22 protein-coding genes, 1 tRNA gene and 1 pseudogene are annotated in these 20991 nt (G+C 64.4%); 10 read left to right on the top strand and 14 right to left on the bottom strand.

Annotation, left to right across the window (positions count from 1 at the left end; all coding sequences use genetic code 11):
- Positions 1-22: 22 nt before the first annotated feature.
- On the bottom strand, positions 23-469 hold the full coding sequence (locus EN862_RS26055) for a pyridoxamine 5'-phosphate oxidase family protein (protein WP_127866370.1): 447 nt from the start codon (positions 467-469) through the stop codon (positions 23-25).
- A 283-nt stretch (positions 470-752) separates the two neighbouring features.
- On the opposite strand from EN862_RS26055, the gene EN862_RS26050 reads away from it, so the two are divergent.
- A complete protein-coding gene (locus EN862_RS26050) occupies positions 753-1022 on the top strand; it encodes a hypothetical protein (protein WP_245519694.1) in 270 nt (89 codons plus the stop codon).
- Positions 1023-1367: 345 nt separating this feature from the next.
- Here the strand turns inward: EN862_RS26050 and EN862_RS26045 are convergent, their stop codons facing one another.
- The 8 genes from EN862_RS26045 to EN862_RS26010 form a co-directional block, all read right to left on the bottom strand.
- The gene (locus EN862_RS26045; RefSeq protein ID WP_127866369.1) at positions 1368-2606 is read right to left on the bottom strand and encodes a DUF1501 domain-containing protein; all 1239 of its coding nucleotides are present in this window, start codon (positions 2604-2606) and stop codon (positions 1368-1370) included.
- Between the two features lie 80 nt (positions 2607-2686).
- A complete protein-coding gene (locus tag EN862_RS26040) occupies positions 2687-4156 on the bottom strand; it encodes a DUF1800 family protein (RefSeq protein WP_127866820.1) in 1470 nt (489 codons plus the stop codon).
- Between the two features lie 93 nt (positions 4157-4249).
- On the bottom strand, positions 4250-4540 hold the full coding sequence (locus tag EN862_RS26035; protein ID WP_127866368.1) for a hypothetical protein: 291 nt from the start codon (positions 4538-4540) through the stop codon (positions 4250-4252).
- Between the two features lie 109 nt (positions 4541-4649).
- Positions 4650-5093: a periplasmic heavy metal sensor gene (locus EN862_RS26030; protein ID WP_127866367.1), complete on the bottom strand. Its 444-nt coding sequence runs from the start codon at positions 5091-5093 to the stop codon at positions 4650-4652.
- Positions 5090-5533 (bottom strand): hypothetical protein, encoded by a 444-nt coding sequence (locus EN862_RS26025; RefSeq protein ID WP_127866366.1) that lies wholly within the window; start codon positions 5531-5533, stop codon positions 5090-5092. The genes EN862_RS26030 and EN862_RS26025 overlap by 4 nt, the downstream gene beginning before the upstream one ends.
- A gap of 74 nt (positions 5534-5607) precedes the next feature.
- On the bottom strand, positions 5608-6147 hold the full coding sequence (locus EN862_RS26020) for an RNA polymerase sigma factor (protein ID WP_127866819.1): 540 nt from the start codon (positions 6145-6147) through the stop codon (positions 5608-5610).
- A gap of 45 nt (positions 6148-6192) precedes the next feature.
- Complete coding sequence (locus EN862_RS26015) at positions 6193-6636, bottom strand: acid-shock protein (protein WP_127866365.1); 444 nt, start codon at positions 6634-6636, stop codon at positions 6193-6195.
- 257 nt (positions 6637-6893) lie between these two features.
- A complete protein-coding gene (locus tag EN862_RS26010; protein WP_127866364.1) occupies positions 6894-7082 on the bottom strand; it encodes a YodC family protein in 189 nt (62 codons plus the stop codon).
- Between the two features lie 1163 nt (positions 7083-8245).
- Between EN862_RS26010 and EN862_RS26005 the strand changes: the two genes are divergently transcribed.
- A tRNA-Ile gene (locus EN862_RS26005) sits at positions 8246-8321 on the top strand.
- 83 nt (positions 8322-8404) lie between these two features.
- On the opposite strand, the pseudogene EN862_RS26000 reads toward EN862_RS26005, so the two are convergent.
- Together EN862_RS26000 and EN862_RS25995 are read right to left on the bottom strand one after the other, a co-directional pair.
- Positions 8405-8593: pseudogene (locus tag EN862_RS26000) on the bottom strand (tyrosine-type recombinase/integrase); the annotation flags it as partial.
- 214 nt (positions 8594-8807) lie between these two features.
- Positions 8808-9707: an SMP-30/gluconolactonase/LRE family protein gene (locus EN862_RS25995; RefSeq protein WP_127866363.1), complete on the bottom strand. Its 900-nt coding sequence runs from the start codon at positions 9705-9707 to the stop codon at positions 8808-8810.
- Between the two features lie 101 nt (positions 9708-9808).
- Between EN862_RS25995 and EN862_RS25990 the strand changes: the two genes are divergently transcribed.
- From EN862_RS25990 to EN862_RS36990, 8 genes are all read left to right on the top strand, one after another.
- Entirely contained in the window at positions 9809-10537 is a 729-nt protein-coding gene (locus EN862_RS25990) for a FadR/GntR family transcriptional regulator (protein WP_245519693.1), read from the top strand.
- A gap of 1 nt (position 10538) precedes the next feature.
- Positions 10539-11741, top strand: a complete 1203-nt coding sequence (locus EN862_RS25985) for a mandelate racemase/muconate lactonizing enzyme family protein (protein ID WP_127866362.1) — start codon at positions 10539-10541, stop codon at positions 11739-11741.
- Between the two features lie 25 nt (positions 11742-11766).
- Positions 11767-12744: a sugar ABC transporter substrate-binding protein gene (locus EN862_RS25980; protein WP_127866361.1), complete on the top strand. Its 978-nt coding sequence runs from the start codon at positions 11767-11769 to the stop codon at positions 12742-12744.
- A gap of 80 nt (positions 12745-12824) precedes the next feature.
- Complete coding sequence (locus tag EN862_RS25975; protein ID WP_127866360.1) at positions 12825-13802, top strand: ABC transporter permease; 978 nt, start codon at positions 12825-12827, stop codon at positions 13800-13802.
- A gap of 4 nt (positions 13803-13806) precedes the next feature.
- The gene (locus EN862_RS25970) at positions 13807-14538 is read left to right on the top strand and encodes an ATP-binding cassette domain-containing protein (RefSeq protein WP_127866359.1); all 732 of its coding nucleotides are present in this window, start codon (positions 13807-13809) and stop codon (positions 14536-14538) included.
- Positions 14539-14545: 7 nt separating this feature from the next.
- Positions 14546-15301, top strand: coding sequence for an SDR family oxidoreductase (locus EN862_RS25965; protein ID WP_127866358.1), 756 nt, complete (start codon positions 14546-14548; stop codon positions 15299-15301).
- A 13-nt stretch (positions 15302-15314) separates the two neighbouring features.
- Positions 15315-16190 (top strand): aldose 1-epimerase, encoded by an 876-nt coding sequence (locus tag EN862_RS25960; RefSeq protein ID WP_245519692.1) that lies wholly within the window; start codon positions 15315-15317, stop codon positions 16188-16190.
- A gap of 192 nt (positions 16191-16382) precedes the next feature.
- Positions 16383-18092, top strand: a complete 1710-nt coding sequence (locus EN862_RS36990; RefSeq protein ID WP_245519691.1) for a 2-dehydropantoate 2-reductase — start codon at positions 16383-16385, stop codon at positions 18090-18092.
- 259 nt (positions 18093-18351) lie between these two features.
- On the opposite strand, the gene EN862_RS25945 is transcribed toward EN862_RS36990, so the two are convergent.
- The 3 genes from EN862_RS25945 to EN862_RS25935 all read right to left on the bottom strand — a co-directional run bounded on the left by EN862_RS25945 (position 18352) and on the right by EN862_RS25935 (position 20794).
- The gene (locus EN862_RS25945) at positions 18352-18954 is read right to left on the bottom strand and encodes a TetR/AcrR family transcriptional regulator (protein ID WP_127866355.1); all 603 of its coding nucleotides are present in this window, start codon (positions 18952-18954) and stop codon (positions 18352-18354) included.
- Positions 18955-19013: 59 nt separating this feature from the next.
- Positions 19014-20186 (bottom strand): alpha/beta hydrolase, encoded by a 1173-nt coding sequence (locus tag EN862_RS25940; RefSeq protein WP_245519690.1) that lies wholly within the window; start codon positions 20184-20186, stop codon positions 19014-19016.
- A gap of 71 nt (positions 20187-20257) precedes the next feature.
- Positions 20258-20794 carry a hypothetical protein gene (locus EN862_RS25935; protein WP_193771573.1) on the bottom strand — a complete coding sequence of 179 codons (537 nt, stop codon included), beginning with the start codon at positions 20792-20794 and terminating at the stop codon, positions 20258-20260.
- Positions 20795-20991: the final 197 nt, after the last annotated feature.

Genomic DNA, 20991 nt, shown 5'->3' with positions numbered 1-20991 from the left:
CGGGTTGCCGTCGCGGACCTGGCTATTCTGTCGCTTCCCGCCCCGAAATCTGCTCGACAAGAATCCGGAAAAAGATATGCGGCATGCTGTCCGAGGCGGCAGGCGTGACGGGTTTGAGCGCGCCGGGCTCCCACCAGTCGGTGTGCTTGCTCAACACCGACCACGCATGGTCGCACTGAACCTTATGGCCGATCCGGTCCGGCAGTTCCTCATAGCGGCCGTCGACGACCACGCTTTTCCACCCGCGCCCCTGTGTGTGTTCCGCCACTTGTACGCACACCAGGGGATTGGCCCGCATCCAGTCGACCTTCTTGCCAAGCAGCGAAAAGGCGTAGAGGTGGCTGTCGGCATAGGCGTAATTGAAGGGCACGACATAGGGTTGTCCATCCTTCACGCATGCCAGGTGTCCGGTGCGGTTTACCGCCAGCAATTTCGTGCATTCCAAAGTGGAGAGCGTGCGGATCATCATCGCTATGAACTCCCGTCTTCAACCGGCCTCTGCCGGTCTCCGCCGATCGGCCACTATCAACCTAGAGCGGGGCACGTCCTGGCTCCTTGATATGGATCAATCTGATGCCGGCGACGGCCGCGACATGCTGTTTCAACGGCGCAACCGCAAGGCGCCGCGCGCCGAACCGCCGCGAGAGCGGAACCGTCGAACGGGGCTAACGAAGATGTGATCCGCACCGCTCCGACGGAATTCAGCCTTTCCTCCGTTTCACGGCGGTAGGGACGAATTACGGAGACAACGCATGTTCACAAGATACTTTCTGCCTATCGCTCTGGCCGCCGGCACATTGATGCTGGCCGCCGCCGACTCCCAGGCCATGCCGCTTCTCAAGCCGAGTGCTGCACCGCCGCCGGTCGAGAGCGTCGGCTGGCGCTGCGGTCCCGGCTGGCACATGAACCACTGGGGCAGATGCGTACCGAGCGGTCGCCGGTTCATCCGGCCAGTGCATGTGCGCCATTGGCACCCAGGCTTCTGGTATCACGGCCGCTGGCATCACGGCTTTTGGAGCTGATGATCCGTCGAGGGATCGACGCCCGCGCTGGCAACAGCGCGGGCTTTTGATGAGAGGTGCCGCGCACAGGTTTCGAAACCTCGGCGCCAGCGTTGGTGATTGGCCGAGGCCCCTCAGCTTCGTCATCCACGGGCGGAGCAAGGAGCGAAGCGACGCAGCGCAGACCCGAGGATCCATGCCGTGACGTTGAGGCGCCGCAGCGGTTCAGAATTCTGCTCCGCTGCGTCCTTCGGTGAAGGTAACGGAATGGATCCTCGGGTCTTCGCGTCCGCTTCGCTCCCGCTCCGCCCGTGGATGACGAACTGACGGGCGACGAAGCTCATCGCTGACCTGCAAACTCAAGGCTCACGCCACCAAATCCCGCATCGGCTTCACGGCCGCCGACTCCGGAAACACCTTGTCGCCGAGCATCGCCGCCGAAAGCCCGTACTGGTCCGCCAACAGCCCCTTCAGCACAGCGCGCACGTCGCTGGTCGGCGCAAGGTCGCGCTGCTCGTAGAGCTGAGCCGGCTTCAGTCCCGGCCAGTCGGCGATGACGCGGCCGCCCTTGATCGCGCCGCCGGCCAGAAGCACCACCGTGCCGGTGCCATGATCGGTGCCGACGGTGCCGTTGATGCGGGCCGTGCGGCCGAACTCGGTGATGGCAACGATCGCCGTATCCTGCCAGCGTTCGCCGAGCCCTTTCTCGAATTCCTCGAAGGCACCGTCGAGCCCGCCGAGCAGGTTGGCGAGCCGTCCCGTCGCGCCGCCTTCGTTGACATGCGTGTCCCAGCCGTCGAAGGCGAGAGCCGCGATACGCGGCCCGTCATCGGCCGCCATCAGCCTTGCAGCACCTTGCGCCGACTGGCGCATGCCGGCGGCATTGCCGAGGCCGCCTTTAGGCTTCATCGTCTCGCCGTCGAGCTGGTCGCCCGTCGCCATGCGGTCGGCGTCGAGACCTTTCTGCAGGGCAGCCGCCAGCACCGGGTCGCGATGATTGTAGAGGTCGAGCACGCGCTCGGCCAAGGCGTCACCAGGGGTCGGCAGCGCCTGCGGCGCCCAGCCGAGCACAGGGGCGGCGCCGCGGATCACCAGCGGCGTCGAAGGTCCGACCGCCAGCCCGCCGAGCTTCGCCACGCGCTCGCCCGCCGGCAGGCCGGCCAGCGCCCGGTTGAGCCAGCCGGTGGTCGCGTTGCCGGGACCTGGCAGGCCGCTTTCCAGCACGTCCTGGCCGTCGAAATGCGAGCGGTCGCGATAGCCGGTCGCCGCCGCGTGCACCACCGCTGCCTGGCCCGCTCTGAACAGGCGCGCAAACACCGGCATCGCCGGGTTGACGGCGAAGAAACCGTCGAGCGGCAATGCCGGGTTGGCGCCCGAGAGCGAAAGCGCGATGTCGCCATGCAGCCCGGCATAGTCCGGGTCGCCGACTGGCCCGACCGTCGACAGCCCGTCGAGTGCGCCGCGCATCACGATGACGATCAGGCGCGGGTCGCGCTTGTCGGCCGCGCGCGCGAAGCGCGGCAGGAAAGCCCAGGCGAACAGCGCGCCGCCGGACATCAGTACCGCGCGACGGGACGGATTAGGTATTTCGCAAAGAAGGCTCATGGCCGCATCTCCACTAACTCTTTGTTTTACGCAATTCCGGACGGAAAACCGCTGCACACTTTTCGTGGAATTGCTCCAGGTCACCGCCGTTGAAATTCCGGCGCCATCAACAGCAGCGCCAAACCCTGCTGCTTGGACTCGGCGCGCGAAATTGCCTGCCTCGTCTCGGCCGAGACGGATGTGCCGATCAGCGATGCCAGCATCTCGTCGGGATCGCCGATGTCATTCGCCTGCTTCGCGGCTTGCCAGGCGATGTCCAGCCGCGTCTTGAGGCCCTCGGCGGAGGCCCATGCATCCGTCTGGTCGGAAAAGCCGTTCGGCCCCGGCGGCTGCCACAGCGGTTGGCCGAGCACGTTCAGCCAGCGAAGCGACCGTTGCGGTTCGTTGCCGGCGGTTGGGCCGACCGCCCGCCGCAGCGCGACGACATAATCCATGGGCGAGCGCAGCTTCGTGAGCGGCGTCGCCCAGGCCTCGGGCATGTCAATCAGCGTCAATGCCATCGAGCGCAGGTCGCCGTCCGTTTTCGTGAAGACCGCGGCTAGGCGGGCTACAGCCGCCGGCGGCGGATCGTCGGCGATGAAATGGCGGGCAAGCTTGGTGGCGATGTGCCGCGCGGTGGCCGGATGGCGGGCAATGTCGTTGAGCGCCGTTTCCGCCTGGCCCATACCGCCGCCCGGATAGGTCTTGCCGAGCAGCATCGCCTCGCCCGGCTGGTGCGCATTGGCGTTGAAGACGAACGTGCCGGGTTCTCCCAGACGTCCTTCGCGGCCGGCCATCGTCCAGCCGGTCAGCATGCCGGCGAAACTGGTGACGTCGGCCTGGGCATAGCCGCTGCCGACGCCCAGCGTATGCAGTTCCAGGATCTCGCGGGCGAGGTTCTCGTTGAGGCCGCGTCCGCGCCGCTTGCCGGCGCGGGAATCGGGACCGATCGACTGCTGGTTGTCGAGATAGAACAGCATGGCCGGATGATGTTCGACCGCAAGCAGCATGTCGGCGAAGCGGCCAAGCACGAAGGGGCGGATCGCCTCGCGCTCGAAGGCGCCAGCGCTCGCTCGCACGACCGGCGCCTTGGCGACCGAAACGCAGAAATGGTTCGACCAGAAGCCGACCAGGCGCTCGACGAAACCGGGCGTCGCGGCGAGCGCCTTGTCGAAACGGGCCTGCGCCTCGTGCCGATAGATATCGGCCTCGACACGCGGCACCGCGGGCTTGGCCTTTGCCACGGCCGTGCCGGCCGGATCGTCGGCCGCCATCGGCTGCATGGCGGCCGCCGCCTTCTCATCCCGCGCCGCCTTGCGCTCCATGGCTGCCGCCATGCTGGCCTGGATCGCCGCGGTGCTGTCCAGCAGCCCGGCATTCTTCGGGTCGTCGGGGGAAATCAGCGCGATGTCCTGCCGCCCGAGCTCGGCCTTGAGATAGCCGCGCGGATCGGCGGCGATCTTGCCGAAATCGTCGCCCGGTCTTGCGCCGAGGCCGAACCGGTGGAGCGCCACCAGGGCCGGATCCGGCGGCGTCGCATTTGATGCGGGTAAGGCCAATCCAGCCTCCATCTCGCCGGCCGGGCTCGCCGCATCGGCCGGCCTGTCCTCGTTGTCGGATGGCTTCACGACGCCGGCCACAGCACCGGCGTCGCGAGGTGGCTCCTACCAGCGGCGCCAGTGGTGCCAGCGGTGGTACGGATGCCAGGCCGGGCCGATATAGACGCGCGGTCCGCCCCAGTAATAATAGCCGGGATAGATCACGCGGCGGTTGGGGACGCAGCGGCCCCAGTAATTGGGATGCCAGCCCGGACCGCAGCCCCAGGCGACATGCTCGATCATTGCGGGTGCGGCGGGCGCAACCGGCGCGATCGGCATGGCCGAAGCCGCGCTTGCCGCGACCGTGCCGCCGATGGCCAGCGCGGCGGCGAGCGAATATTTCGTCAGACTGTTCATGGGGATACTCCCGAAGTTCCGAGGTTGAAGAGAACCTGCCGATATCGACTGACGGCAGGCCTGTCCCTCTTTCCCTTGAACGGAGCGCGCCCGCTTTTTCCGTCGCCGCCTATGGCGATTTTTTTGCAGGCGGCGGCTGCTTGCCGGCGCGCCGCAACAGGGCGTCGGCCAGCAACTGGCGGTCTTCCGGCGATCCCGACGCGGCGAATTCGACGATGCGCTGCTCCAGCCGCGCCCGCACGGTGATATCGGCATTGCGCGCCCGCTCGAGCGCCGCCGCAAGGGCGGCGCTGTCGAGCGTCGGCTGCTGCAGAAGGTTCGCCGCCTCGCGCCTCGCGGCCTGGCCGTCGAGGATCACGTCGCGTGAATCCCGGCGCACCTCGCGCAGTGCCTGGCGGAAAATCTTGCGGTCGGCGGCCGGCAGCCTGCCGCCGGCCGATTCCAGCGAATAGCCCAGGTTGGACTTGCCGATCAGCCAGCCGGTCCCGCCGGCGAGCGCGCCGATCAGAAAGACGTTGAGCACCAGGGATGCCGCGACGAGACGGGGGCTCATAGATCCTCCTCGGTCTGCTCCGGACCCGCATCGCCGAACGATGTCGCGTTGGCGTCCATGACGTAGTGGTCGGATTGGATGTCCGGATTGACCACGGTCATCAGCGCCAGCCCGGCCACGGCGCCGGCGAGCCCGACGCCGGCGAGCCCGAAGCCCAGCCACCAGAACCGCCGGCGGCGCACTTGCCGGACCTCGGTCGAGGCGCGGGCGACGATTGCGCGATGCAGTGCGGGGCTGGGTGCTTCGACCCGATGCCGATCGAGCATGGCGTCGAGCCTGCCGGCGCGCCGCAGGATGGCGCGGCCTTGCTCGGTCTCGGCAAACAGAATGGCGGCGGCCTGTTCGGCCGGCGGCCAGCGGTGCAAGGCGCTGCCATAGGCATCCGCCAGCGCGGCAAAGCGCCCGGCATCCATCGGCCCGTCTGTGGTTTTCTCAGCCATCTTTTTCCCCCTTCCACCATTTTGACGTGGCCCCCCACGCCGCAGTCCTCAGAATTCGCAGTCCGTTCCAGGTCTCAATCATCGCCATCTCCTGCGAGCATTGTCTGCAACGCGCGGCGACCTCGCGCGAGCAGGCTTTCCAGCGCATCGACGCTGACCTGCATGGCGCCCGCGGCCTGGATGTTGGACAGCTCCTGATAATAGACCAGCACGATCGCCTCCCGCTGGCGCGGTGCGATGCGCTGCAGCGCCTGGTTGACCCTGCGCTCCTCGTCGCCCGCCACGGCATCGGGAAGCGGCGCGTCATCGGCCACCTCCGGCAGCTCGTCCGTCGTCCATTCGCGCCGGCGCCGCAGCCGATCGTAGCAGAGGTTGAGCGCGACGCGATGGATCCAGGTGTCGAAGCGCGCGTGCCCCCGGCGCCAGCCGGAGGCGTGGCGCCAGATGCGCACGAAAGTCTCCTGGGCGACATCCTCGGCCTCTGCCGCGTCGCCCAGCATCCGCGCGGCCAGAGCCAGGATGCGCGGCAGCTTGCGCGCCACCATCGCCTGCACGGCGGCGGGGTCGCCGGCGCCGATGCGGCGTACCAGTTCTTCGTCCGGATCGGCGCCCATCAACTGGAGCGCTCGCATGTGTCATTGCGCGGCATAACCTCTTGGTCATTGCTCCTCATTGGAAGCGGATTTGTGGCCCGGCCTCTCGTCGGCGCTGAGCACGCCGTCGCCATTTTTGTCCAGCTTGGCGAAGCGCTTGGCCAGGAAAGCGTCGAGCTCGCCCTTGTCGACGAAGCCGTCCCTGTTGGTGTCCATGCGAGAGAAGGATTCGGCCGGATCGCCCTTGGCCTTGCGCGCGGTCTGGAAAGCGGTCCATTCGGCGAGGCTGACCTTGCCGTCATTGTCGGTGTCGGCCCGCATGAACGCCTTTTCCCGGCGCGCCTCGAACTTTTCCAGCGTCAGGCCGGACTTGGTCTGGTCGGGTTTGGCAGCGGCAGCCGCAGTGTCCGGCGTCGTCTGGGCGGGCGCGGGGACAGGCGTCGTCGTCTGGGCGACCGCGGCAGCGGTCTGCAGGCCAAGGGCAACGACAAACAGGGTGGGGCGGATCATGCTCTCGTCTCCGGTTGGCGCGGCCATTGGCGGCCACGCTTCAGCCGTTGAACGCGGCGAGGAGCAAAATCCGTCGCTCCTTTTTCGATCGGACCACAAACCTACCGGATCCGACGCAGCCGGATCGAAGGATTCCTAAAGCATGTCTCCCGAAAGTGGGTAACCAGTTTCGGAGACATGCGCAAAATCAAAAACCTAAAAAGCGCATAGAGCGAATCTGAAAGATCGCGACGCGCTTTAGGGGCAGAAGGCGACGACTATCTCGGCTGGTCGACCACCACCAGCTGGTCCGGCTTGAAGCCTGCATGCTGCGGCGTCCAGATGTCGCCCTCGCGGTTGAACCAGTGGCACAGATACATGCCGGAAGCCGCCCCGTCGCTGACGGTCATTTCCGGGCCTCCGGATTTCAGCCTGACGACGTCTCCGGTCTTGAAACTATTGGGCATTTCGACCTCCCATGCTGACAGGCCGAGTTTCCCACCAACGGCGATTCCCGACAATGGCCGAGATGCGCCGATGACGTGGCACAGGGTTGGGAAGGTATCGAGAAACTGATCCGCTTGCGTGGCGCGCCGGGCAGCGCTCCATGCGTGGCCCGATCGTGTCGAGGCTTCGCAGGCGAACCGAGCTGCCTGATCGCTCCTTCAATCGGTGTCACGCTGTGGAGCCGGCAGCTGCGTCGATTGGCTGTCTTGCCTGGCCGGGCGGACGGTCATGGACCTTTCATCGGGCCACAATGCTTGTGCCTTCATAACCGCTGCCAGGAGATTGTCTGCTTCAACGCTTCCGATCTCGGTTAGAAACGGGCTGTTGCCGCCTGCTTCGAAATCGACGTGATAGACAGTCCAACTCCTCATTGCATTTCCGACAATTTGCGTCTCGGCGCGGGCACGCGGATAAAAGCCCGGCTCGCTTTTGTCGTTAGGATTTTGAGGTCCGCGAGCCGGGCATGCGCCAACCGATGGGCGGGGGGCTTAGGGGTATCAGCCGGCGCGATGGCGAGACTGTCTGATTTGCCCGCTGGTCCACAATCGACCGAGGTCCATCCTGCTGGGCGCATTGGTCCGAAAGGACCAAAGATATAGCCCCTTATTCCGTTGGGGCAGATTGCCTGTGCCGGTGATCTGTCAGGGCGGGGCTTAGCAAAATCTGCGAGCGCCATCAGATACCTGTCCCAGACCGCGGACATTGGGCGCGGGCGAAAGCGGACCTTCAGACCTGCGCAGGGCAAGGTCCAGTAGTACCAGCGACTAAGATCGAAGTTCGAAAGATCGGGTCGTCGCTACACCACTCGGTCATGAGCGAGAGCAGCGACGCACCCCTGTCGACCACGAAGGCGGCATCGAACAGCCGCGGTGCACATTCATCGCGATAATGTTCCCAGGGCTCTGACGCGCCTTCACACGCTCGCGCACGAATTAGAACCGGCAGGCACAACTTTCGTCGGCACGGACGGCAACATGTGGTTTATCCGCGGAGGGTCGAAAATTCACTTTTTCCCAGGCGCAAACCGCTCCATCGCAGGGACATGGCCTGACCTTGGCGATCGAACCGGCGCATTCGGAGAGGCTTGTGCGGAAGAGCGAAAAACACTAAGCCAGCCCGCGTGGGGCCTGTAGCTCAATGGTTAGAGCCGGCGGCTCATAACCGCTTGGTTGGGGGTTCGAGTCCCTCCGGGCCCACCATTATCGTTATTTATCAATGCTTTATAGGGCGGTTCGCCACGAGGTTCGCCAACAGGTTCGCCAAGCATTGGCTTGCGTGTCACGAGGCGCACGACTCGATCCATCCCCTGCACCGCCAGCCGTACTTGCGATGCCTCGCGCGAATAGAGCTCGGCATGATCGATGTCGTCGTGACCGAGCACATCCATGAGCTGTCTGGTCGAGGCCTCGGCCTCCGCCAGATAAACACCGAGCGACTTCCGCAAGCCATGCAGTGTCAAGCCCTTCGGAAGACCCGGTACAGGGGCGAGCGCGAAATAAAGGCGCGCTCGGCCACAACGGCTAGGGAGCTCGAGTCAGCGACGAGTGTCGTGGATATCTGCCCTCGCTTCCGCAATGTGCGTCGTATGCCCGATGCCTCCTTCCAGCGACAGGACTTCGGGCGCTTGGGAGGCACTGATGCCTTCAGCGACCCATTGCCAGGCTGTACTCCGGGGCGGGAGCCGCCTATCCGAAGCGGTTGCCCGGCACACCACGCACGGCCGGCTGCAGCGCGAACAGTCCGCCTTCGGAGGGATTGGTGGCAAGATGCTCCGCGCTCATGGTGAAGCGCGCCGAGGTGACGAACAATGTGTCGAGCCCGGCGCCGCCGAAGGCACAGCTCGTCGGCCAGCCGCAGGGCAGCTCCGCGACCCGGTCCGGCCTGCCGTCCGGCGCGATGCGCAACACGCAGCTCCCGCCCACCACACGGCAGTTCCAAACATGGCCTTCTGCGTCCAGGCATGAGCCGTCGGGCAGGCCGCGCGGGAAATCGGCGAGGAAGACAAGCCGCTCGCCAAGCCGCGCGGCTTCCTTGTCCCAGGCATAGCTGTAGAGCGCATTCTTCGTCGTGTCGGCGGTGACTAAGCGGCCGCCCGGCAGCCACACCATGGTGTTGGTGATGCCGAACCGGTCCTCGCCGAGCGCCGTCACCGTGCCGTCCGCATCGACGCGATAGAGCCGGCCCTCGTCGCCGGTGATGGCCCGCGGCGCGTCGTCCGGCCCGATATTGTTGGCCATCGTGCCGACCCAGAACGAGCCATCGGGCGCCACGACGCCTTCGTTGAGCCGTGTGTCCGGCCTGTCCGGCTCGATCGTCGCGATCGTCCGGAACGGCCCGCCGAAATCCCAAAGCGCGATCTCCTTGCGTAGGCCGACGACGGCGCCGCCATCCTGTCTCAGCCCGATCGAGGTGACGAGATCCGGCGTCGGCCAGCTTTCGTGGGCGCCGCTCAGCGGATCGAGCCGGTGTATCCGGCGGCCGATAATGTCGACCCATACCAACCTGGCTCGGACTTCGTCCCAGACCAGGCTCTCGCCGACCACGTCGCGCGCGTCGAAAACCAGGGCGGCTCCGATATTGGGCATCGAACTCCTCCGTCTCGTTTGAAATTGGCTTGACATATATCTTTCGGCTGAATTACGAGCAATATGACAACAACCTGTCATACAGATTTTAAGGAAGCAATATGCAGGGATCGATGGAGCCGACAGAACCAACGAGCGAGCCGAGCCCCGGCCTGGTGAGCGCGGCGATCCAGGCGATCACCCAGCACATCCGCGCCGAGGGCCTGGCGCCCGGCGATCCGCTGCCCAGCGAAGCCGCCATGACGCGCCAGCTCAACGTCTCCCGCACCGTGGTGCGCGAGGCCTTCCGCTCGTTGTCGGCGATGCGCCTCATCGACATGAGCGCGGGCCGCCGCGCCACCGTCGCCAAGCTCGACACCGGCGCCATGTCGATGGTCATCGAACATGGCATCACCACCCAGCAGATCAGCGTCCAGCAGGTCTATGACGTCAGGCGCACCATCGAGATGCGCACCGTGGCGCTGGCAGCGCTTCGCCGTACCGACGCGGAAGCCGCCGCCATCGCCAGCTCCGCCCGGTTGATGCGCGAGAATTTCACGAACCCCGAGGCAGTCATGGAGCACGACATCGCCTTCCACGAAGCGATCGCGGCGGCCTCGCACAACCCGGTCTTTTCGCTGATCGTCACCGCCTTCAGCGGCGTGACGCGCCGCACCTGGGTGATCGGCTGGCGGACCCGCTCGTCCGACGAGGCCCAGCTCAAGATGATCAAGGGCCACGAGGACATCGCAGACGCCATCCTCAAGGGCGATCCGCGGCTGGCGGCCGAACACATGGCCGAGCATTTCGACAAGAGCGTCAAGGCGCTCATCGACGCGGGGATCGCCTGACATGAAGATCCGCGCCATCGAAACCATCCGCATCGCGGAGCGCCCCAACCTGCTCTGGGTCGAGGTCCATACCGACGAGGGCATCACCGGGCTGGGCGAGACCTTCTATCTGTCGCGGACGGTCGAGGAATATCTGCACGAATATGTCGCGCCCCGGGTGATCGGCCGCGATCCCCTCGAGATAGACCTGCTCGCCGCCGACCTCGTCGGCTATCTCGGTTTCCGCTCCAGCGGTGCGGAGGTGCGCGGCAATTCCGCCTTCGACATCGCGCTGTGGGACATTTTCGGCAAGGCCACGGGCCAGCCGGTCGCGCAACTGCTCGGCGGCTTCAGCCGCCGTTCGATCCGCACCTACAACACCTGCGCCGGCACCGAATACATCAAGGACGCCAAGGGCCAGACGACGGCCAATTACGGCATCGGCGCCGGGCGCGACTATGACGACCTGAACGCCTTCCTCACCCGCGCCGGCGAACTGGCCGAAGAGCTGCTTGCCGACGGCATCACCGCCATGAAGATCTGGCCGTTCGACCACGCGGCCGAGAAGACGCGCGGCAACGACATCTCTTCGGCCGACCTGAAGGCCGCGCTCGAACCTTTTGGAAAGATTCGCAAAGCCGTCGGCGACAAGATGGACATCATGGTCGAGTTCCACTCCATGTGGCAGCTCCTGCCGGCCATGAAGATCGCGCAGGCGCTGAAACCATTCGCCACCTACTGGCATGAGGATCCGATCCGCATGGACAGCCTCGGCGACCTGAAGCGTTACGCGGCGGCCAGTCCGGCGCCGATCTCGGCCTCCGAGACGCTGGGCAGCCGCTGGGCTTTTCGCGACCTGTTGGAAACCGGCGCGGCCGGCATCGTCATGCTCGACATCTCCTGGTGCGGCGGCCTGTCGGAGGCGCGCAAGATCGCGTCGATGGCCGAGGCCTGGCGGCTGCCGGTAGCGCCGCATGACTGCACGGGCCCGGTCGTGCTCGCAGCCTCGACACACCTGTCGCTCAACGCCCCCAACGCTCTCGTCCAGGAAAGCGTGCGCGCCTTCTACCGCACCTGGTATCGCGACCTGGTGACCGCGCTGCCGGAGGTGAGGGACGGCATGATCACCGTGCCGCCGGGGCCGGGGCTCGGGCTGGCGCTCAATCCGGAGCTCGGCCGCGCCTACACCGTCCACCGGCGCGTCTCCGACAAGGCGGACATCTAGAAAATATCCACAGGGAGGAACAGACATGAGAAAACTGACTGCAATGCTTTTGCTTGGCGCGGCCCTGATCGGTGGACAGTCCGCTGCCAGGGCAGACGGCCTCAACATCGTCTTCACCCACCATTCGTCGGCCTCGAACACCTTCTGGCAGGCGGTTAAGAAAGGCTTTGACGATGCCTGCGCCAAGGTCGAGGCGAATTGCAACATGGTCTTCACCCAGACCGAGGGCTCGGTCGAGCAGCAGGTCGCCAACATGCGCGCCGCTCTTGCCGCCAAGCCCGACGCGCTGTTGACCTCCATCGTCGACGACCACGCCTTCGACGACGTCATCAAGGAAGCGCGCGCCGCCGGCGTGCTGGTGATCGCCGTCAATGTCGACGACACTGAAGGCGCCAAGGGCAATGCCCGGCAGGCCTTCGTCGGCCAAGGCTTCAAGCCCGCCGGCTATTCGCTCGCCAAGGCGATTTCCGAGAGCTTCCCGAAGGACGGGCCGATCAAGGTGCTGGTCGGCATTTCCGCGCCCGGCCAGAACTGGTCGGAAAGCCGCGGCGCCGGCGTCATGCAGTTCCTCGAGGAATACAAGGCCGCCCATAAGGACCGCGACGTGTCGTGGGAGCGCATCGACAGCGGCACCGATCTCGCCATCACCTCCGACCGCGTCGGCGCCTATCTCAACGCTCATCCCGACACCACGGCCTATTTCGACACCGGCTTCTGGTGCGCCGGCGTGGCGCGCGTCCTGGCCGATCGCGGCGTGGCGCCCGGCAAGGTGCTGCTCGGCGGCTTCGACCTCGTTCCGGAAGTGCTGCAGCAGATGCAGAAGGGCTACGTCCAGGCGCTTGTCGACCAGCAGCCCTACATGCAGGGCTTCATGCCGGTGATGGAGGCCTATCTCAACAAGAAGATCGGCCTCGCACCATCCGACATCGACACCGGCCAGGGCATCGTGCGGCCGAAGGAGGCCGACAGCATCATGGCGCTGTCCGCGCAAGGCATGCGCTGAGGTTAAGGTCCAAATACCGACCTGCATCGGCGGCGCCCGCCGTCGCCGATGCGTCCGAATCCCGAATCCGGAGCCCTTCCTTGAAGCGCCTGTTCAAGACCTATCTCGAGAAGCCGGAACTGGCGGGACTGATCCTGCTGGTGTTGCTCATCATCCTGTTCCAGGTGCGCTCGCACGGCGTGTTCCTCAACGCCGACAATCTGCGCGGCATACTCGGCATCCTGCCGGAGGCCGGCCTCGTCGCCATCGGCGTCACCATCCTGATGATCAGCGGCGAGTTCGACCTCTCGGTCGGCTCGGTCTTCGCGCTGATGCCGATGACGATGGCGGTGCTGATGGTGCATGGCTGGCCGTTCCCGCTGGCGCTGCTCGCCGGGCTGCTGGTCTCGGCCGCCATCGGCTTCGTCAACGGATACGTCACTATCCGCTTCGCGATCCCGAGCTTCATCACCACACTGGGCATGCTGTTCATGGCGCGCTCGCTCACCGTCGTCGTCTCCGGCGGCTTCCCGCCGCTGCTCCCCGTGGACCTGCCGAACTGGCTGTTCACCGCCTTCGTCGGACCAGGCAACATGTTCCGCATGTCCTTCCTGTGGTTCGTGGCGGTCGCGGTGCTGACCTCGCTGATGCTGTCGCGCACCAATTTTGGCAACTGGATCAAGGCCACCGGCGGCTTCATGCCGGCAGCGGCGGCGATGGGCATCCCGACCGCCAGGGTCAAGATCGTCTGCTTCATGCTCTGCTCGGTGCTGTCAGGCTTCGCCGGCATGTTGCAGGTGCTGCGACTAGGCTCGCCGCTGCCCTCGATCGGCGAGGGGCTGGAGCTGCAGGCGGTTGCCGCCGCCGTCATCGGCGGCGCTTCGCTCGCCGGCGGCATCGGCACCGTCATGGGCGGCATCATCGGCACGACGCTGATCCGCGTCATCGACAACGGCCTGGTGCTGAGCCACGTCGACGCCAACTGGTTCAAGTTCGCCATCGGCTTCCTCACCATCTTCGCCGTCGTCGCCAATGCCTGGATGCGCAAGCGCGCCAAGGCCATCAAGATGGAGGGCTGAAGCGGTGAGCGACGCGATCATCTCGGTGCGCGACCTGCACAAATGGTATTCCGGCGTGCATGCGCTGAAGGGCGTCTCGCTCGACTTCCGGCGCGGCGAGGCGCTCGGCCTTGTCGGCGACAACGGCGCCGGCAAGTCGACCCTGATCAACATCCTGTCCGGCGTCCACCGCGCCGACCAGGGCGAGATCAAGGTCGAGGGCAGGCCGGTCAGCATCGCCACGCCGCGCGATGCGATGGATCTCGGCATCGAGACCATTTACCAGTACAATTCCATGGTTCCCACCATGTCGATCGCCAGGAACCTGTTCATCGGCCGCGAGCCGACGCGCTTCTCGGTCCTCGGCGTCGGCATCCTCGACCAGAAGAAGATGGCCGAGGAGAGCATCCGCGCCATCGCCAATGTCGACCTGCACCTGCGCTCGCCCGACGCGCTCGTCGGCGAGCTCAGCGGCGGCCAGCGTCAGGGCGTCGCGATCGCGCGCGCCATGCATTTCAAGTCGAAGGTCATGATCCTCGACGAGCCGACCAACCATCTCTCGGTCAAGGAGACGAACAAGGTGATCGGCTTCGTGCGCGGCCTGAAGGAGCAGGGTGTCACCGGCGTCTTCATCAGCCATAACATGCACCATGTCTTCGAGTGCTGCGACCGCATCGTGGCCATGGCGCGCGGCGAGGTGGTGCTGGACAAGCGCATCGAGGACACCTCGATCGACGAAGTCCATGGTGTCCTGTGAGGTGGCGATGAAGGTGCTTGCTGGTCGTAGGGTTTTGCTGACGGGCGGGCTGGGCTCGCTCGGCCGGGCGCAGGCGGTGGCGCTGGCGCGGGCCGGCGCGCGCGTCCTGCTGCTCGATCGTCCCGATGCCGTGAACGCGGCGGAGATCGTCGCCGGGCTGGCCGGCGAGGCTAGCGGCGACATCGCCTTTGTCGGCTGCGATCTCAACCGGCTGGCCGAGGCGGAAGCGGCGGTTGCCGCGCTGGCGGCGAAGGAAGACGGCATCGATATCCTGATCAACAACGCGGCGCTGATCATCAACCGGCCCTTCGAGGACTTCTCGCTCGCCGAGTATGAGGACCAGATCCGCGTCAACTCCTCGGCGGCGTTCGCGCTGGCGCGGGCCTGCGCTCCAGGCATGAAGGCGAAGGGCTACGGCAAGATCGTCAACTTCTGCTCGATCACCCTCAACGGCCGCTGGGACGGCTATGTGCCCTATGTCGCTTCCAAGGGCGCGATGCTCGGCCTGACAAAGTCGCTGGCGCGCGAGCTCGGGCCGCATGGCATCCGCGTCAATGCCGTCTCGCCGGGCGCCGTGGTTTCGGAAGCCGAGGAGCGCGTCTTCGGCGACCGGCTGAAAGAATACAGTGACTGGATTCTCGCGAACCAAAGCCTGAAGAAGCGCATCGAGCCCGAGAATGTCGCCGATCTCGTGCTGTTCCTCGTCTCGCCGGCTTCCGACATGATCAGCGGCCAGAACATCGCCATAGACGGCGGCTGGTGAGGCAATGCCGGGCATGGTCGAACTGAACGACGGGCAGTCGCGGCTCGTCCTTGCGCCGGAGCAGGGCGCGGCCGTGGCGCGCTATGACGCGTTGGCGGTCGGCGGCGCGCCGGTTCCGCTGCTGAAGCCGGGGGATGGCACCGGCACATCCGGTTGCCAGCTTCTGGTGCCGTGGTCGAACCGCATCTCCGGCGGGGGCTTCGAATTCGACGGCCGTTTTCATGCCGTCCTGCCGAACGTGCCCGGCGAGGCTTTTCCGATTCATGGCGACGGGTTTCAGAAGCCGTGGCGGCTTGCCAGACGTACCGACACTGAGGCCGAGCTGGTGCTCGATGACGGCGCGATCGGGCCATACCGCTACGCGGCGTCCGTCACCTATGCGTTGCGCGCCGGCGCGCTGCACGCGCGCCTCACGGTCGAGAACCGCTCCGGCATGCGTCTGCCCTACGGCCTCGGTTTCCATCCCTGGTTTCCGCGCGGCGACAGGACGAGGTTGCAGGCCACGGCCGAGCGCGTCTGGCTCGAGGACGCGCGCCATCTGCCAACAGGCCTAGCGCCGCTCGCCGAGCATCCCTGGTGGGATTTTTCTCAGGCTTCGCTTTTGCCGGCCGGCTGGGTGAACAACGCCTTCGTCGGGTGGAATCGGCGCGCCACCATCGTGCAGCCGGCCCAAGGGATTGCGGTTGAACTGACAGCTTCGCCGGAGCTGGACGTGTTCATCCTCTATTCGCCGTCGCATGACGCCGGCTTCTTCTGTTTCGAGCCGGTCTCGCACCCCGTTGATGCGCATCATAGCGCTGGGCTCACCCCGCTCGACGATGGCGGGACGCTGACCGCCGCCTTGCGCCTGGACTGGATAGCGAGGGGGGCCAGAGCGACCAACACCTGATCCGCAGGCTCTCGTCTAGCGGACTGAGAGCGCCAGTGCTGAGCTTCTCGAACAACGGCAGCACTGGGCTCACCTTCGTCCCCGGGGGCGAACTGGTTCGTCACTAAAGAAGCTGCTAATATTCGTTAGGCCCACCAATCGGTCAGCAAGGCTTGGCGGGTTGATGGCGCCAGCTGACGTCGAGGGGACGGCATGCGGATCGCAATGATGGGAGCGGGCGGCATTGGCGGATATGTTGGCGCCAGGCTAGCCCAGGCAGGAGGCGACGTGAGCTTCATTGCTCGCGGAGCGCACCTTGCGGCAATGCTCCAGACTGGTCTCAGGATCCAGAGCGACCTCGGCAGCTTTGTTCTTGCGCCTGTATCCGCGAGCGAAGCGGCGGTTGATATCGCGCCTGTCGATCTGGTGATTTTCGCTGTCAAGCTCTACGACAGCGAGGGGGCGGCTGCATCCCTCGCACCCCTCGTGGGGGTCAACACGCGCGTCGTTACGCTGCAAAACGGCATCGACAGCGTCGAAATCCTTAGTCGTCACCTGCCGCGCGACCACGTGATCGGCGGCGCCACCTATCTTTCCGGCTTCATCAGCAAGCCGGGCGAGGTCGTTCATTCCGGCGGGCTGCCGCAAATCCTGGTCGGCGGCCAACATGATCCCGTCATCGAGCAATTGCGGGAGTTGTGTGATCGCGCCATCGGGCTCGAGCTCAAACCAGTCGCAGACATCGACGAAGTGCTTTGGGAGAAGTTTGTAACGCTTTGTGCCTTCTCGGGAGGGACATCGCTGATGCGCTCCGGCATCGGTCCGATCCTGGCCGATCCGGAATCGCGTATCTTCATTGAACAGTTGCGCGATGAGGGGATGGCGGTAGCCGCAGCGGCCGGCCACCCAATGGCCGACGGGTTCCCGGGCCGCGTCGAGACAAGGTGGTCTGCGTTTCCCCCGCATGTGAAATCCTCGATGGCCAACGACCTCGAAAGAGGAAAACCCATCGAGGTCGCTTGGCTTTCCGGGCGCATGCATCAACTGGGACTGCAGTTGGGTGTCGTCACGCCAGGCCACACACGGCGGTGTTTCGCGCGCTGCATCTGCATGCACCGGGGACGCAGCGCCAGGATTCCAATCTCTGATCACGGTCATAGCCGAATCTATTGGGAGGACGTCATGGCAGGTTCCTCGAACGACACAATGCTGGTCAGGGCAGGCGATGACACTGTCGGCTCCCAGGACATGTTCAACAAGGAACTGCAAACCTATCGCAAGATCGTGGGCGCGAATCTCATGTTCCATCGCGAGGTCTACGGCGTCCTTCGCGATCTGCTTGTCGAGCATGCGCCGGCGTCATTCCGGTTTCTCGACATTGCCTGCGGAGATGCCAGCGCCTCCGCCGCAATGCTGAGGACGATGGCGATCGGAAATTATGTCGGCATCGACTTGTCTGAGGCATCTCTGCGACTGGCGGCACGAGAGCTCGACGGTATGCCATGCCCGGTCGAGTTGCAGTGCAATGATTTCGCCCAGGCCATGGCGAAGTGGTCTGAGCCTGTCGATGTAATCTGGATCGGCATGTCGCTGCACCACCTGCCTGCCACGGGCAAGGCACAGCTGATGCAGGACGCCCGCCGCTCTCTAGGCGGGAAGGGCCTGTTTATCATTTGGGAACCGGCGCTGTTTGAAGGAGAGGACCGCTTATCCTGGCTGGCACGATTTTCATTGCTGCGCGACGAATGGTCGGCAGTTTCAGATGAGGAATTCGCTTCGATGGAAAGGCACATGCATCTTGCTGATTTCCCGGAGACGGTCGGCACCTGGCTCGGCATGGGCACGGACGCCGGCTTCTCCCAGGCGGAGGAGATTTTCATGATGCCTAACAAAATGGGTAGGGTGTTTCGGTTCTCAAATTGAGTCTGAGCCGAGCATAGCCGCCGTCACTTCGGCACGACCACACAGCGCTGGGAGACTATTTTGGACGGGATGTGCCGAGCTACGATCAAAACCTCGAATTCGTCTTGTAAACAGACCGTCGGGTTACGGCCCCTTTTCGGACCTTTTTCCCTTGGTAGGTGCTGCGTTTGCAGAGTGGTCGCCCCATTTCTGGGTGCAGCGGTCGCCAAATTTGCACGCTGACCGACAGGCTCCAAGGGCAAACCCAGAGGGCATGCAGTTACCGCAACGCCTCAACCGTAAAGGAAACAAGTTCCTGAGCTGAAATCTCGCAAGGGTTCGAAGGCGTTGAACCGACAATCCTGGGATCCCACAAGACAACGAGAGAGGCGCAAAAGCAGGAGGAGGCCGCCCGCACATCTGCCGGTTGGAACTCGTTGGTGCCAATGCCGGCACGAATAAGCTCTCCCACGAGGCCGTGAAGCCGATTTCGAAATTGTCTGAAGGACGACCAGTTGCTGTTCGCGGTGAGGACAATCAGGCCGAACATTTGGGGGTCGCCATGAATGGCCTGCAGGAGCAAACGATGCTGGCCAAGCATCGTTTGTTTCAACTGGTCTGCTGCGCCCATCAAGTCGCCTGCAGGGGAGGGCGCGAAGCAGAGGTCACTTTCGTAGAAATCCGCCGCGATTGCGTCCCATATGTCCGCCTTCGAGGGGAATGTTCGGTACAGGCTTGCGGGAGATTTTCCGAGCAGTCGAGCGATGTCGGCGACTGTCGTTTTCGACGGCCCATACTGGCGACACGCTGCCGTGCCAGCTTGAATGATCTGCAATCTCTCATCAGCTGAAGGATCATTCCTCGCGATGCTGGGAACGGCCATCGTTTTCACTCTCAACGGCAAGCTCGGATCACTAATTCGCCAGTAGCCACGCTCGACAGTCAGTAGGAAATCCGCCCATCCACTATCTGACCCCCATCCGAGGAAAGCTCCCGCTTCAAGATCTCGCGAGCCTTAGGGCTGATGACCGCGGCTGGAGCAGCAACGGCCACCCGCGCCGCAGAACCGGCAAAATCGGCGGCCGTCACTCCGACCTGGTCGGCCAGGGTAGTCTCTCCGCCGGCCAGGCTCTGCCCTGCAAGCCGTTGCCCGAGGACGTGCACGATGCCGGGAGTATCGGCAAATGCGCTGTGACCGAGTGGATCGCGGGAGGTGATGTCGCTGGTGTCGATAACCGAAACGCCAAGCTCTTCGAGTACGGAAACATAGGGCCTGAGATCGGTTCCACCGACGCGGCTAACTCCTCCCGCAAGCAGTCGGGAGACTTGCAAAGCCTTGTCATTGGTTGACGTGAAGATCGTAAAATGCGGTCGAGTTGCGCCCATCTCGATGAACTGGCGCCGGAACACGTCGATATCGATATCCGGCGACGCGAAAACCACGTTCCTGACTTTCGCCGGAATGGTCTGGTCGCGCATGGCGATATCGCGCAGTGCCTCCGCCGTCAGCCATGCGCCCATTGAGTGGGCCAGGATCGTCACGTCTGCTACGTCGGGACTCCTTGTTGCCTGGAGGATCAGGTCTTCCAAGGCGCGACGCGAGTAAATGGTGCTTTCCTTGTCATAGAGATAGTCGAACGGATCCCCACGCGACGGCCACGTGAAGAGAATCGGCGCCGCGTCGGTCCCGGTATCGTGAACAATTTGAGCGAAGCGGAAGACGGCATCGGCGTATGTGTTGTTGAAGCCGTGCACGAAGATGAGTACCTGCCGCTTGCCATTACGATTCTTGCGAACCCACTCAAGAACTGCGCGTTGCGAGGCGATCTTACCCACGCTGAGTACTGCAAACTCCTTTTCGGGATCGGGTTTCACGAGCAGAGGCCACTGGATCTTCCCGACCGTGCGGTTCCGATCCGGAGGGATCGAGACGACTATCTCGTTGAGCGAAATCGCCGTTCCGCGATCGCCACTATAGAGCCGGCCGCTATTGTCAGATGGCTTGCGCGTCGTCGCGACCAGCATGTCGACGTGGCCAGCATCACTGGCGGCAAAGGGGAGAGGTTGAAAGACGTTTTCGGGTCGAGTGGCGCAGCTGATCAGCAGGCACAGCATCGCGGGAACGACCAGGCCTCGCCACCACCGCACACGAAACCTGTTCCTCGGCCCGGCGTGACGTTCTCTTCTCATCGGACAACTGCCAGACTTCGCAGAAATTGGTCGGCTGCGAGCACGATGAACGAAACCACGGTCATCATCAGAGCGCGCCGGAAGCGCGTCTGCTTGATTATTCTGACCCGAGAAACCTTGAGCAACTCGGCGGCAAGAATCGAGGTCCAATCGGAGGTTAGCGCCTCGCGGATGAAGTCCCCGAGACTGCCGAATGTGCTGGGGTCGACATAATAGACGCGATGCTCGGAGCTATAGAACTTCTTGGCGACAAGATCCTTTTCCGCGCGGGTCCGGCTCGGGTGAATCACCTGCCCGAACTGTAGGATCGGCATAATCAGTACGCCCCAGACGGCTGCGAAGAAAAGTGGCCCGAGCGGCGCGTGGGTCGGCAGGAGATCGCCGAAATGAAGCACCAGATTCAGCGCCAGGATGTAGCCAACGCCGACGATTTGCGCCTTGGTGTCGTAGGCACGTACCGTCGTCTGCGCTTCCTGCAGAGCGGCGAGCAGCATCTTGTCGGTATAGTCGCGCGTGGTGCCTCGTGCGGCCATCGTGGAATCCATGTGAAGAATGTGGTGACGGTCGAGCGTTGCTCTCAGCTTCGTTTTTTAAAGCCATTCCGCTAGCTGTGAGCTTTCGGGAGGTTGTCCATTCGGACCGGACCGAGGAGACTGGAGTTACCACGCTTCAGCATCCATCGGAGGATCCGAATGAACATCCATAAGAATGCCCGTCTCACACCGCTGCG

The sequence above is a fragment of the Mesorhizobium sp. M2E.F.Ca.ET.219.01.1.1 genome, assembly GCF_004016445.2.
In the GTDB taxonomy this organism is placed as follows: domain Bacteria; phylum Pseudomonadota; class Alphaproteobacteria; order Rhizobiales; family Rhizobiaceae; genus Mesorhizobium.
Note: the sequence above shows the minus strand (reverse complement) of the source record. Positions and strands in the feature narration are given on the sequence as shown.